Annotated in this window: 6 protein-coding genes and 4 pseudogenes; 8 read left to right on the top strand and 2 right to left on the bottom strand. The window is 57.6% G+C overall.

The genetic code is table 11. From position 1 onward, the window contains the following. Positions 1-208: 208 nt before the first annotated feature. From AC0L3P_RS37865 to AC0L3P_RS37855, 3 genes and pseudogenes are all read left to right on the top strand, one after another. Entirely contained in the window at positions 209-463 is a 255-nt protein-coding gene (locus AC0L3P_RS37865) for a hypothetical protein (protein ID WP_473309152.1), read from the top strand. Positions 464-540: 77 nt separating this feature from the next. Then, positions 541-789, top strand: a pseudogene (locus AC0L3P_RS37860) (tyrosine-type recombinase/integrase); the annotation flags it as partial. Positions 790-5,893: 5,104 nt separating this feature from the next. Beyond that, a pseudogene (locus AC0L3P_RS37855) lies at positions 5,894-6,313 on the top strand (TlpA disulfide reductase family protein); the annotation flags it as partial. Positions 6,314-6,488: 175 nt separating this feature from the next. Here the strand turns inward: AC0L3P_RS37855 and AC0L3P_RS37850 are convergent. After that, entirely contained in the window at positions 6,489-7,199 is a 711-nt protein-coding gene (locus tag AC0L3P_RS37850; protein WP_473309154.1) for a hypothetical protein, read from the bottom strand. A 447-nt stretch (positions 7,200-7,646) separates the two neighbouring features. Here AC0L3P_RS37850 and dctA point away from each other — a divergent pair, with 447 nt between their 5' ends. From dctA to AC0L3P_RS37825, 5 genes and pseudogenes are all read left to right on the top strand, one after another. Beyond that, complete coding sequence (gene dctA, locus AC0L3P_RS37845; protein ID WP_473309153.1) at positions 7,647-8,960, top strand: C4-dicarboxylate transporter DctA; 1,314 nt, start codon at positions 7,647-7,649, stop codon at positions 8,958-8,960. A gap of 342 nt (positions 8,961-9,302) precedes the next feature. Continuing rightward, positions 9,303-9,470, top strand: a pseudogene (locus tag AC0L3P_RS37840) (GntR family transcriptional regulator); the annotation flags it as partial. Positions 9,471-10,106: 636 nt separating this feature from the next. Then, a complete protein-coding gene (locus AC0L3P_RS37835; RefSeq protein WP_473309151.1) occupies positions 10,107-10,517 on the top strand; it encodes a hypothetical protein in 411 nt (136 codons plus the stop codon). A 557-nt stretch (positions 10,518-11,074) separates the two neighbouring features. Then, complete coding sequence (locus tag AC0L3P_RS37830; RefSeq protein ID WP_473309150.1) at positions 11,075-12,085, top strand: IS4 family transposase; 1,011 nt, start codon at positions 11,075-11,077, stop codon at positions 12,083-12,085. 14 nt (positions 12,086-12,099) lie between these two features. Further along, a complete protein-coding gene (locus AC0L3P_RS37825) occupies positions 12,100-12,489 on the top strand; it encodes an IS4 family transposase (RefSeq protein WP_473309149.1) in 390 nt (129 codons plus the stop codon). Positions 12,490-12,993: 504 nt separating this feature from the next. On the opposite strand, the pseudogene AC0L3P_RS37820 reads toward AC0L3P_RS37825, so the two are convergent. Further along, a pseudogene (locus AC0L3P_RS37820) lies at positions 12,994-13,416 on the bottom strand (integrase core domain-containing protein); the annotation flags it as partial. Positions 13,417-13,575 lie beyond the last annotated feature (159 nt).

Genomic DNA, 13,575 nt, shown 5'->3' with positions numbered 1-13,575 from the left:
GCCCGTTCCACGCATCACTCGCACTTGGGCGCAGGCGCGGATATGACGCGGGTTACCCTCGGGAAGAGCCGGGTGCGCCTGCCCGGATCTGTGAGGGCGAAGCCAAATGGCTGAGCTACTCGACCACGACCCGGCAAGATCACCGTTACCACCGGGAAACACCCGCCCGCGGATGCGGTTCAGGCGACCGCGGATTGGGGGAACGGGTATGATCTCGCTAGTATTCGAAGATGTGGTTGGGGAAGCCGTCAAGATGCTGAGGTCGACCGACCGATTCCCTCATCGCCGAAAGATCACCTCCAAGACCTTCGCCGACGCAAGATCCTTCAATCTAATCTCAGGCACGCTGTTCAATTTGGTGCCTGCCAGCGGCGGCTGGACTGTCGGGGATCACAGGCTTGCGCACGAAGCTATCCGCCAAGAACTTCTGTTTCAAAATGCGACCATTCAGATGGTTTGCTGAAATGCGTGAGCAGATGCGTAAGCCAGCACTCAGACGGCGCGTGAATGCTGGCGCCGCAGCGCTAGAAGCCCGCGGGTGCGCACGCCGTCGAGCTCGGCAAGATCGCAGGCAACCCCTGTGAAGGCATTAAGCACCTCTACAACAACGATCGTTCGGAGATCATCTGGACAGACTCTGACGTCGCGCGGATCTGGAAGGCCTGCTCTGCCGAAATCGCCCACGCCGTTGATCTGGCCGGGCATACTGGCTTGCGCCTAGGCGACTTGCTGCGTTTGTCCTGGTCTCATGTTGGCGAGGACGCGATTGTGCTGACGACCGGCAAGACGAGCACACCGCTTCAGCAGGCCCACGAGTTGCTTGTCAGGGATCGGTCTGAAGGCGGGCGATTCGCGTTGTATGTGGGCAACGACCACGTTCAAACTGCCCACGAACTTGTACCACTCGAACAGTATCGGCCTGTAGTCGCCTGTACAATGATTACCGCTTCGTCGGCGAACGAAGGCGGTCTGGGCAGCAGGTCAAACTTCGGTTCGTCGCTCATAAGCACATACTAGCGTAGACATCTCGTCGCGCCCCCTTTCCAAATTTCTACCGATTGTTACATTTCCTCGGGCGAGGCTGGTTGGACCCGCACACATCTAATTTCCGCACAATAAGACAACGCGACCGCCGTTGTCCGCTGCCCTCGCAGCGTCACAGTAATGATGGCCGCACTCATAGTGGTCGTTTGCTGTCAGCGTTCACAGAGCGCGTTGACGCCACGGCCCCCAGCGGCTGACATTGATGAAACCTCAAAGCGCTGCAACAGATGCTGCTCTGCGATAAAAACACCCATTGGTTGTCGCACGATCATCGTTATAGGATAGGCGTGGCTTTTGGGCCGTGGATTTTCCTAGCTTCAGTTGTTGTCGATCCAATTTGTCGAGAAGGATCAAAAAATGCTTCGAGGGCATGCTGTCGTTAAGCCGTTTTCCATAGCAATCTTACTCTCGCTAGTCGCACTTGGCTGCTGGCCGGTTCTCGCCGAGCAACCTCGCCGGTCGGCGGATGCGCCCAAATTGCTTGAACGGCAAAGATTTTTTTTCGGGATTACCCTCTTAAGGCACGAGCCGAAAAATGTGTCTGTGGAGCAAATGAGCCATGATGGGACACAGATTCCTTGGGCGGGCACCGCAAAGACCAATCGAGTAGTTCTGCGAGTAGGCGGCGATCCAGATCCTTCGCCCAATATTTGCCCGCCGAGGGGGATCGTCGAATTCGAAATCAGAGAAGGGCACGAACAGTTTACGTATCAACCCAATATACCGTCTCCCGTAGCAGGATGTCTTCCAAACGATTGCTCTCGACTTGTAGGGGCAACAGCCGTGACCCTGCAGCCCAAGACAGCGTACAAATGGCAAGCTCGTCTCGTGGCTATCTATGACTGGATGGAGTGCACAAACTCCGGTTGCCGCTGCACCGGCGAGGCGAATAGGTGGCCAGGATTTTGGGAAGAGATTGGCCTCCCCGTGCCCGGCTATTTCTCATTCTTTACGCCGTAGGCCCGCCATCTTGTATCGCTCGCCGTTGTGTGCCTTTGGTTCACTTACACTTTCGTTACAGGGACGAGCGCGATCCGCTGCCCCCGCTGTTTCCCAATGCGCGAAATGTGCGGGCTGCGTCGTCGCAACAGGAGCGCCATGTATGCGTTTAGGATTAACTGCAGAGCGCGCGCTTCCGTTTTCGGTACAGGCACGACGTCCTGATGCCGGCGGCACCCGTCACCGATCTTCCGCCCGGCCAGGTCACGCCTGATCATTCCGTCCCGTGGCAAGTCGAGTTGGAGAAGGTCCTCGCGGGCGCGCCAGCGGCTACCGAAGCGGTCGCTGCCTGGGTGCCTCCCGCTATGCCGGCCGGCGCGCGCGCCACAAAGGTGGACGTTAAGGGAAGCGGCTGGGCGCCGTCCTGGTTAGGCGTGCTGCTAATGGCGTTGGGTGTATCGTCTCCGTCTTAAGCTCGAGCCGCGTGCTTCGGAAAGTTGTGCTGTTGCGCTGTTGAGGGGAAGGTAGACTCGGGGGCTGTGTACCAGGCAAAGAAAGGCCCCAGCCCGGGCCGTGCATGAGCTGGTGCGGATCAATGCTCGGGTTCATCTAGCATGGTCTCCAAACGGCTCTTGCTCTGCTGCCCGCTCCAGCCCGCCGTCTTCTGCCGATTGTTCTCGCCCCTACGATTCGAAGCCTATATCGAAGCTTCTCCACCTCTCTAAGCTCGGCGATGAGCGTTTGGAGGCGTGCGTGCAGAACAGCACAGCTGTAGCCCTCGCGAATATTGGTCATTACCTGCCCCGGAATATAATTTGGATTAAGGAGCCACGATAAAACAGGACATTTGAGCAATCGCTAATTCGTGCGCTTAGTGGGCTAGAGCTGTAGCCGCCAGATGCTCCCAGTACTCTGCCTCCGCGAGCAGCTTCCAGCTTCTCTCGGGATCACGCGCGGCGGCTTGTCGGCATAGCAACGCCATCGCGCGAAAGCGGCGCATAGCTTCCATCGCAAAACTCCCTGCTTCTGTTTTCCCCAATCATATTTTTTATCATTGCGGTGGAGTCATCATGATTATCGGACATAACTAAATTTGCCCTTTGATGGCATCCAATTAGGTTCCGTCAGAGCATCAAAACGGAACTACTTTCGCTTCACGCTTCACATCAGTTTCGAATGCCACTTGATGCGGCATTGCCGCGCGGATTTCGCAGCTTGACCTAATCAAGGGTGCAGCAACATGCATGCGAAGCGGTCGAGTGGGCATGCAACGTCGGAATCCGAACCGACGGACCACGAAGGTCTTCTCTACTTCGTTCGTTGCTCAGCACCTGAACCATACTGGCGATCAGCCCGGCGCAAATGCCGGGCTCATTCGTCAAGCTCATTCGGCGGCACACAGCTTGAACGAACGACCAAGTGCGGTCGCTACCCAGGCTTCACGCGGGAGTACATCGTGCGGGAGTATGGCAGCTTCGACGATCCCGAATGGTAGCCAAGTCGGCAGGGTCAGACTGGACTGTCGCCGGGCTTGATTGGAGCGCCGGAAGGATAGTGAGCAGCAGGCCGGCAAGCGGTCTCGAACCGACGTCCGATCTATGGGGTGCTGAAGACGGTGCAAAACGATACGCCGTCCGAGGTCCTGTTGAGCATCAGGCGGGCCCCAAGCATAGGCTTTTCGGGAGGCGAATGCCTCGAGCCGCGTGCTGCGACGTCCTGTTGCGGCAAGAGGGGCAACAGGGCCTACACCAGCGGCATACAAAGACCACAGCCGCTGGGCTGATTCGTGCTGGGGCCAGTCTACTCGCATCCATTGCGGGCGGATGCTCCTCTCTAACATCGGGCGGCACGCCTTCGTTCGATTTAGCTTCCGTTCGGATCGGCGGCCTTCCTCAATCGCAAACGTGGTGCTGCTCGCGGGCGGTGGATGGTGCCGCCTCCGGATCCAGGAACCGCAGTTGCCTCAATAACCGTCGAAGCAGCGCCGTCAGCGCTGGCGGGTTACGACAGCAAACCTGCCCATGCTCCTCAGCCCCGATGGCGCTCAGGACACTCAGCCGACATGGCATGATGCTTCGCGGGAGCACCCGCTTGTTCGGGGCGCTAACCCATCTGAACCAAACGCCCCGGTTTGACCAACAAATATTTTGAATCTGCAATAAACTTCGCGGTTTGTAAGCGCACGTGATAATTTGGAGAGCGCTGGGCCCGAAGCTCTCGACCGAAAGCTGATACGCCGCGATGCGCGGCTTATTTGGGGCGCTGCTCAGCTGCCGGGCCGCCTGAGTGGAGTTGCTCATGAGTACTGAGCGGAATCCCGACCCTGTGATCCTGTTGTTCGCGATTGCCGTGATAGTCGCGGCATTCGTCACGACGTTTGAGCGGGTTGGGAGCACCACAGCTGGTGGCGAGGCTCCCTCCGGGACCACGGGGCTGGGCAAGCCTCGCACGCCTCTTGAGCGAGCACCAGACCCATCAGTAGGGAAGTAACCGCCACACCGGTGCCGGCGCGTGTGCCCGTTCTTGTATTGCAGCATCGCCCCCGCAGCCTTGTCAATCGACTGAACCTTCGAACGGAGCTGACTCGAAACACAAGGCGAAAGGAACGCGCAGCGACAACCCCTCTGGTGTCTGGGACCTTCCAAGTTCACGCTACCGTCTTTTGGGGCTTGTATGGTCCTACCTCCGATTGCATACTCTTCCCGTTGCGGCCTGCATATTGTTTCAATAGTCATTGTTCGAGGCAGTAATGAGTAATCGAGGTCAGGTTTACAACTATTCGGCTATTCTGCGTGAACGGGTCGAGGAGCTCATCGCACTATTCGGGCAACTGCAGACGCTCAGGCGTCGCCTGCAAGCCGCTAACGCGAGAAGGTTTGGTCGGCGTATCCCGAAGGCCGCGCGGAGAAGGAGAGTTCTTCGGATAGCTATCTTTCAATGCAACAATCGCGCGTCCCCGCGTCGACATTGATACGAAGCCGCGTCCAGGCCGCTTCAAAACACCTGCATCTGCAGCCATTATCTGCAACACCGAAGCATTGGAGCAACAGTTTCCCGGCGCTTTGACCAGTGCGCGATTCTTAATTTGCGTCGTGTGCGCGACTCAGACTGCTCTCCGTGGGAAGCAGAAGTGGTTGAGAAAGCGCGGCGCGATCGACGCCAGCAGCTCCATCATGCTTTCGCAGAGAGAAGCAAGCTGGAGTATGCAGATTGGCGCCGAGCGCCGCAAAAAACCGAGCTCAAGTCGGAATGAAGCTGAGGTGGACGCGCAGCTGAGCCCAAGCGAAGCTCCGCGGACCAGAAAGATAGCGGTTCAAGTTTCAGACAGCATTTTGCTGACCGCCCGGGGATGCGCGAGAGCGTCGTCGTCCAGGCGGCTCTTGAGCGCTTCCTGGATCGGGCCGCCTACGGATGCTTTTGTTTACGCGGCCATCGATCGGAATGAGCAGGTGCTCAACTTCTGCATTTCGGGTGGGCTTTCCTCGTCCAGTACGGGACGGGGTGAATTCTCGAGCAATGGCCGGCAAAGGAAGGACACTATCTCTCAATCCCCCTTGGCTCAAAAAGTTATTGGAAATTTCAGATCGCACTCAAGCGCAAGTCGACGGGCCAAAGCAGGTCAGTTCACGTCGTGATCCCGAGCGCCGAAATGGTCATCCTGGAAGCCGATCAGGACGTGGAGTGGTGAACTCGACCTTGCGCTACCTGACTTCCCGCCTCGTCGGTCAACAGGCGCGTCAAGAACCTCCGACCGACTGATTGCCTGAGAAGCTCCAAGCAGCTGGTCGGATATGCGACATGCGTCGCAAGCTCGACAGGAATGATACAAAAAATGCGTAATTTCAATGAGCGCTGGCTGGCATGCGACTTGCTATTTTCTCCGCAGAGCCAGGTAAAGCGAATTTGAGCAATGACCAGTCTGACTGAGAGCGCAAGTCAAGTCGGTGCGGCGAACCTGCTGAGCGTCGGTTCGCGGGCCCCCTCGATCAAAGTGGAGAACTGGCTACGCGGCCAGCCCGTTAGAAAGTTCGAACGTGGGAAAGTATATATCCTCAAATTTTGGGCGACGTGGTGCGGACCATGTATCGCCTCGATGCCAAATCTGGTGGTCCTGCAAGACAAATACAGGAACAACGGAGTTGAGGTGGTGGGCATCGCGGCTCACGAACAAGCTTCGACGGAAAATGAAGCGCGAGCCAGCTTGGACGCCTGGTTGACAAAAAGCTTGTCAAATCTGAACTATGCGATCGCATTCGACTACGCCGGCGAAATGAACAAGCTTTGGCTGGATCCAAGCTTTTCTGTCGGGATTCCCACGTCATTCGTCGTCGCGACCAACCTTGAGGAAACATTCGCCATAAAGAACTTATGGTGGTGCGGCCTCGCCTGCGTTCACCGGCTCGCGGCTCCTGTCCTCACTTCATGTGAATGCCCGGACATTCCCAAGAGGCTTCGATTTCGATCGCAAAACCACGAGGCCGAAAAGACATGCCAAGCAGCATTGCTCACGCTGCCTCACTTGGCGATCTCGATTCCGGTTTTTCGAGAGCCGTGTTTTGCGGGGCTGAACAGCACTCCTCGTAAGAGAGCTTCTCACTCCTGTAGCTCGCCAAAGCCTGGAGAGAGCACTGCACGACGTCCCGTTTCGCTAGATCCGAGGCAGGCGCTGCATCCAGCCATCTCAGCGCCACCTCGACCAATTCGATCGCGCGGTCCCTCTTACCGGTCTCGTAATAGTACTGAGCGACCGCCCCGTACGACAGGAACTTCGCGCCGTCGCTGCCTCGGGGCGGATTCGCAGCCACGATGTGTTCGGAGAGCTCCTTGCCCATGGCAAAGCGCTCCGCATGTGGAAAATCGGAGTAGTCTTTCGCGGGGTCGAACAGTTGGCGGATCGCGACGCTCATCCAAACCACGGACTTCTTCTCGATCGCGTCGCGAACTAATTGGCGCAACACCGGCAGGCCAGCCCCCAGGTCGCGTATCTTGTGAAGCAACAATTCCGCGTGAAGCCCACGGAAGGTGACCTCGTCCGGCATCGCCGCGAGGGCCTCCTCGATAGCTGAAAGGGCTGTCGACCAATCCTTTCTCTTCATGGCGGGCTCAAGTCTGGCAAAGATCGGCTCCACCAGAGCTCTCTTCTGCGATAGTTCACGCTTTCTGCGTCGGCCCGTGTTTATCCTTTCCGCATCCAGCGCTTTGGCTTCGTCGCTCATTGCCCAGGATCCGTTCAGAACTTTGGGCAAGGCATAATCGAGCTGCGTCGGATGGCCAATAAAGGCGATGTGGCCGTCACGGTCCCTCCGACGCGATAGCGGCGAGAGTGCCTGCTGAAGTGAAGATGGTCGGCGGCTGCTAAGATTGACGTCCTAGAAGATGCTGGATGGCATCTTCGAACAACTAAAAAGATAGAAATGGGTGGTGACGCTGATGCTTTCCAGCTCTCAAGGAAGCTTTCTCAACTTTCTATCGCTGCTGTTGGAAGCGGTTCAGAACTTCGTTCCGCTTGGACGGCAAGCCGATTCGGGAGAGGCGCCAGTCCGTGGCTCCGGACTGTGCTGTTCGGAGCCGTCAGATTCCCCTGCGCCCGCCGGTGAAGGAACACTGAGCGAAGCTGTACCTTCAATGAGCCTCTTTGCGAGCACGGCGCCGGGTCGAGCATGATGTACAATCAGCGCCAGCGCCGCTCTGCCAAAGCCGCCGCCCTGTTCCGGAAATCTGGGTCCTGGTACAAAGTGCTTTACGTCCAGGTACTCATAGCGATCCTGATTGGCATTCTCGTTGGCTGGCTATGGCCCGCTGTGGGGACGAGTAGCTGGATCAAAGCGCTTGGTGATGGGTTTATCAAGCTGATCAAGATGGTGATCGCGCCGATCATCTTCTGCACTGTTGTCTCCGGAATTTCGCATGTTCAGGATGCACGAAAGGTCGGCCGAGTCGGCGTCAAAGCTCTACTTTACTTCGAGATCGTATCAACCTTCGCGCTCATCCTGGGTCTTGTGATGGGCAATCTCGCTCAGGTCGGTCATGGGCTCGCTCCCAAGGGGGATGCCGCGGCCGTAGCCAACTACGTCAAGACGGCGGAAGCGCAGAAGACGGTCGAGTTCCTCCTCAATATCATTCCGGATAGTGTAGTTGGCGCCTTGGCCCGAGGTGACGTGCTCCAAGTGCTACTGTTTGCCATCCTATTCGGGTTCTCGCTCATGGCGCTGGGGGAGGGGGGGGAGCGGATGCGCGGTCTGGTTGACGATGCTGCGCAAGCGGTGTTTGGAGTCATTAGGATCGTAATGAAGGCAGCGCCAATCGGGGCGTTCGGCGCCATGGCCTACACTATCGGCGAATTCGGACCGTCCGCGCTCGGTAAACTCCTCGGATTGGTTGCCCTGTTTTATGTGACAGCCGGGCTCTTTGTGATCATTGTGCTTGGCCTGATCGCGCGCTTGGTAGGCTTTTCTATTCTAAAGTTCATCGGGTATATCAAGGATGAGCTGCTGATCGTGCTCGGAACATCGTCGTCCGAAAGCGCGCTGCCGCAGTTGATGGAAAAACTGGAACGGCTCGGCTGTTCGAAGGCGGTCGTTGGCCTAGTGGTGCCGACAGGATACTCTTTCAATTTGGATGGGACGAACATTTACATGACGTTGGCGACTTTGTTCATCGCGCAAGCGCTCGGGGTCGATCTCAATTTCGGCCAGCAGCTCACGATACTCATTGTGGCGATGCTCACCTCGAAAGGCGCAAGCGGTGTTACCGGTGCCGGCTTTGTCACCCTGGCCGCGACCTTGACTGTGGTCAGTCCTGAACTTGTCCCTGGCATTGCGATCGTATTCTCGATCGATAAGTTCATGAGCGAGGTGCGTGCGCTTACCAACATCATCGGGAACGGTATTGCCGCGGTGTTTGTGTCCTGGTGGGAAGGCGAACTCGATAATATTTCGCTACACGCGCAGTTAAATAAATGTGCGAGCTCAGCCTAGATCGCTGACGAATGCCGCGGGCCAACAAAGCCGTACCGTTCAATCCTGACTGGTAGCAGGCGACCATCCGGTGGAGACATTCGTTTTATTCGAAAGTGCCACACAGACCAATGGTTCCGCTTAAGCGTTCGATTTCGAAAGCGAGCCGGCTCGACCGTTCCCTTATAAGCATCATTTAGATCACGCATGATCTAGGCGTAGTAGCCAGGATCGCCCGATCGGGTGATGGTCATGCATGGCGAACCCATCGTAGACCAAAACCCGAGGATCAGGCAGCGGGAGAACCCTGTGGCGAAGGTCACAGTCCATCAGTTTACGAACTGCGACATCGGGCCTTCGCCGTTCCGAGACGAGCATGAGGCCATCATGCAGGTGATTGCGGAGGGTGACCGCGATACGGCAGCGCGGCGGATGCGCGCCCATATGCTGAACGCGGCTGCGGCACTCAGGCGCTATATCGATGATCGCTTTGGTAAACAGTACAGCGGCGATGCGCCTGAGAACATTTGACAAGTTACGGCAGGAGCTGGAGCATTTTGCGGCCAACAAAGAGCTCATTAGGAACTTAGCTTGGATCGCCAAAGCGGAATTGGAGCGCCCTCTCTCTTGAATAGGAGGCTGGTGGTTCGAGCCCACCCCACTCTCCAAGACGCCGAGCTTGGGGCGGACGCGGCCTGCGGAGGGATTCAAGGACTGCTGCCGAGGCGGCGCGCGAGCAACGCCGGTCATCAAATGATGAGCTGCTGCGAACCCTGATCTTATCGAGGACGCCGCAAACGGAGCCGCGGCATTCAGAGTTAAGCGTGCGCCGATCCGGCTGAACGCCTGATCAACAAATCGAAAACGGGATCGATAGTCGACCATTCGGACTGCGATCGCCATTGGGCACGATGCGACCCTTGACCAGCGGTCGGCCTGTGGAACCTGAGGAATCGTTATCCTTGGACGGGTGCTCACGAGAATGGAAGAAACCGCTCTTCGACCTTCGGGCGCCGGGAATTCAGGGCAAACCCCGACCCGATAGCTAAAAACAGCCGGATCAACCGCACAGCGACTTGGAAGTGGTTGCTTTGGGCAGTGCATCGCTGGCAGAATGGCCTTGTTGTTTTGGTGTGGGTTGCGGTTGTGAATTTCCAAGCGTCCATAATGAAGGTGCTTGCCAGCTGCCCGAACGGGTTGGCTAGGCTTCCGGACATTAAGCGCGACCTCGCATTTCTCGCGACCTGCGGCTCGGATTGGGCGGAGTATAGCAAGCGCCTTGGTGCCGCGTTTCCTTCGCTGGACATCTTCTCGCTCGGTTTCGTGCAGCGATATTCGTTCGGCTGGCGGTTGACGGCGAAGGGTGCGATTGCGCTTGAGATCATGGAAGAGAGCGCCAGAGCCACGGTGCGGGGTATCGAATCGACGGGGGAAGCGACCGCGCCGGACTCCGTCCGAGTAGATCCATCACTATCAGACATAGCGGAAGTTGGCGGGCAGAGCGAGCAACCGGCGTCACCGGCGGATCGGCGCGCCCGGTTTACCGTGGTCGAGGGTGGCCAAAGCAAGGCCGCGTAGCAGCTCCTGTCGGTCCGCAACGTGCGCTTTACACGCTGCTTTCGAGCACAATGGAGCGGCCCGCAATTTCCGCAACGACTTGGAAATGCGCTTCGGTGGTGCGAGCTCAGCGTCGTCCGAAAGCCAATCGCAGCGAGCAGCGCGCGGTTTTTGTTGAGGGGCGGACGAGGCTTTCACAACCGCTTGGCCGCTAACATTTCTTTGATTCCGCCTTTCCCACTGCATAGACCTTGACCTACACCGTAAATGGCTATCTTGAATTTGGATGCAGGATGTTACAACGGCTGTTCGCTCACGTACGCGGGCTCTGCTGCGTTCTGCATTCACGCAGAGCCTTCCCCAAGAAATGGAGTTCAAATGGGAGGATTCTGGAGCCCACGTTCACGAAAAGCCAGCAAAAATTCAAACTACCGCTCTGGAAAAGGCCAGACGGCGGCCTTCACCGGCTTTCAATTACCCACATTTAGTCGAACGGGCTGAGGGAGCGCACAAACCATTGCATCGCAGGAATCGGCCGTGATTCCTTGTCTGGCACCGATTCGCAGGGGGCGGTGCCAATGGACGAAGAAGCCGATGCATGGTTTGATCGCGAGCTCGCTGGCTGCAGCCTTGCCGACGAGCGCCTGAACAAGCGGCTCCGCAAACTGGTAGCGCAGATCGGGAGCGCCATGGGCGAAAGTATTCCGCTGGTGTGCCAGGACTGGGCCAACACCAAGGCTGCGTATCGTTTTTTCTCCAACGACCGGGTCAGCGAAGCGGACATTCTGGCTGGCCACTTTCAATCGACGCATGAGCGCTCGATTGCCGCCGGCGGTCCGGTTCTGGTGCTCCATGATACGACCGAGTTCAGCTATCAAAGAGAGAACTCAGACGCGATCGGAATCACGAAGAGCATAAACAGCGGCCGGGACAAGGCGGGCCGCCTGAGATCGCACACGGTTTGCGGCATCCTGATGCACTCGAACCTGGCGGTGACGACTGAAGGGCTGCCGCTTGGACTGAGCGCCGTCAAAGTCTGGACCCGGAAGAAATTCAAAGGGACCGCCGCGCTCAAGAAGAAGATTAATCCGACGCGCGTTCCCATCGAGAAGAAGGAGAGCATTCGCTGGCTGGACAATGTCCGGCAATCCACGGAGCTGTTGGGCGATCCGGGACGATGCGTCCATGTCGGTGATCGCGAGAGCGATATCTATGAGCTATTCTGCGCGGCTCGAGAAGCTGGAACGCATTTCGTGATCAGGACTTGCGTTGATCGTTTGGCTGGGGATGGAGATCACACGATCGCTGACGAAATGGACGAAGTCGCCGTCAAAGGACGGCATCGCATCCACGTCAGAGACAACAACGGCGATCCTGATGAAGCCGTCCTCGAGATCAGATATCGCAAGATTCGCGTCCTGCCGCCGATCGGAAAACAGAAGCGCTATCCCGCGTTGACCTTAACGGTAATCCACGCCGAAGAGCGCGTGGCGCCGAAGAAGAGAAAGAAAATTGAGTGGAAGCTGATCCAGATCTACCTGTTAGCTCCCGCACCGACGCCATTGAGAAGCTCGAATGGTATGCTTTGAGATGGAAGATAGAGGTGTTTCACAAGATACTCAAATCAGGCTGCAAAGCTGAGGAGTCAAAGCTTTGGACCGCCCAGCGTCTAACTAATCTGATCTCGCTTTTTTGCATCCTGAGTTGGCGGGTCTTCTGGATGACGATGCTCAACCGTTCCGCCCCAGATGCACCGCCAACCCTCGTATTGACCGCGACTGAAATCGGCGTGCTCGATCGCCTCGTGAACGACAGACCAAAAGCAAGACGGAAAACGCTGTCGCACTATCTGATCAAGGTCGCCCGGCTCGGCGGTTATCTCGCCCGCGCCAGCGATCCGCCCCCTGGCAACACGGTCATGTGGCGCGGGCTGTCGCGCCTCACCGACATCGCGTTAGGCGCCTTGGTCGGAGGAGAATTTGTGGGTAATTGAAAGCTTCACCGGACGGATACGGAGCAAAGGTGGGCAGCCTCAGTCTTCGAGGACGGGCTGGCCATTATCGCTTGCGGCGCCACCTGGCAGGCCCAACGGAATGCACACGTTCGAGCGACATATCACCTCACTGCGGTCGCAGGCGCTTGCGGTGCTTGCAGCCAATCAGGCCCGGGCGGCCGATCAGTCTTTGAGCCTGGCAGATCGGAAAAGTCGCGACGTTTAATGCTGAGGAGGCCCAGGCGGTACTACACATCCTCGATTGCGTGAAGCTGGACCCCGGGCCTCAGGAGGCACGGAAGATCGCAGCGCGCATACGCGCGCTTCTAGAGGACCCACGTAGGAGCCAACCGGCTCGAGTGGCGTGCCTGTAGGGTTTACTTGGAGCACGACGAGTCCGTTTCTTGCGTGATGGATTCATTGCGCAGTCCCATTTTCACGCGTGAACGGAGCAAATTCTGAAGTGGGCGCGCGGCAACCGCGATGGCTTGATGAGGGCCGTCATCATTGACGCCAAGGTGACCTGCCACTGAACTTTCGGTCAGCGGCAGTCAGAGTCTCGGGGTTTTGTACGCCAAGTGGCGCGGGTTGAGCAACGGACGATCGGCGGAGCTGGTCCGGGTTGCGCAGCCGATGATCCGTTGCGGTGAGGTGGGCGGCGTAGGCCGCGGAGGTCAGGTATATCAGCGACGAGTGGGGAGGCTGGAGATTGTAGTCGGCGACCCAATTGGCAATCTTGGTGCGGGCGTCGTCGACAAGAACAGGGGCTCGTTGAGCAACTCGTCACGCATCCGCCCCCGGCGAACGTTTCAGCGAAGCCGTTCTGCATCAGCTTTCGGGGAGTAATGAAGTGCCAGTCGATGGCCGCGTCCTTGCTCCAAGCAAGCATGGCGTTGTGAACTCGGTGCCATGGTCGGACACGATCATTCTGGCTTCCGTCGTGGGATTGACGTGCCCCCGCCAAATTAGGCCAGTTTGAACTGGAATTTTCCACTTATGATCCCCTGAGGGGGAGAGGAGAATTCCATGAAGGCATCGAAGTTTTCAGAGGCGCAGATTGCATTCGTGCTGAAGCAGGCTGAAGAC

It is taken from the genome of Bradyrhizobium sp. WSM4874 (assembly GCF_055811835.1).
This window is presented reverse-complemented; position numbering and strand designations above follow the sequence as displayed.

Coding starts and splice junctions, on each gene's coding strand:
- AC0L3P_RS37865 (WP_473309152.1), top strand. CDS start 209: ATGATCTCGCTAGTATTCGAAGATGTGGTTGGGGAAGCCGTCAAGATG.
- AC0L3P_RS37850 (WP_473309154.1), bottom strand. CDS start 7,199: ATGAGCGACGAAGCCAAAGCGCTGGATGCGGAAAGGATAAACACGGGC.
- dctA (WP_473309153.1), top strand. CDS start 7,647: ATGTACAATCAGCGCCAGCGCCGCTCTGCCAAAGCCGCCGCCCTGTTC.
- AC0L3P_RS37835 (WP_473309151.1), top strand. CDS start 10,107: ATGAAGGTGCTTGCCAGCTGCCCGAACGGGTTGGCTAGGCTTCCGGAC.
- AC0L3P_RS37830 (WP_473309150.1), top strand. CDS start 11,075: ATGGACGAAGAAGCCGATGCATGGTTTGATCGCGAGCTCGCTGGCTGC.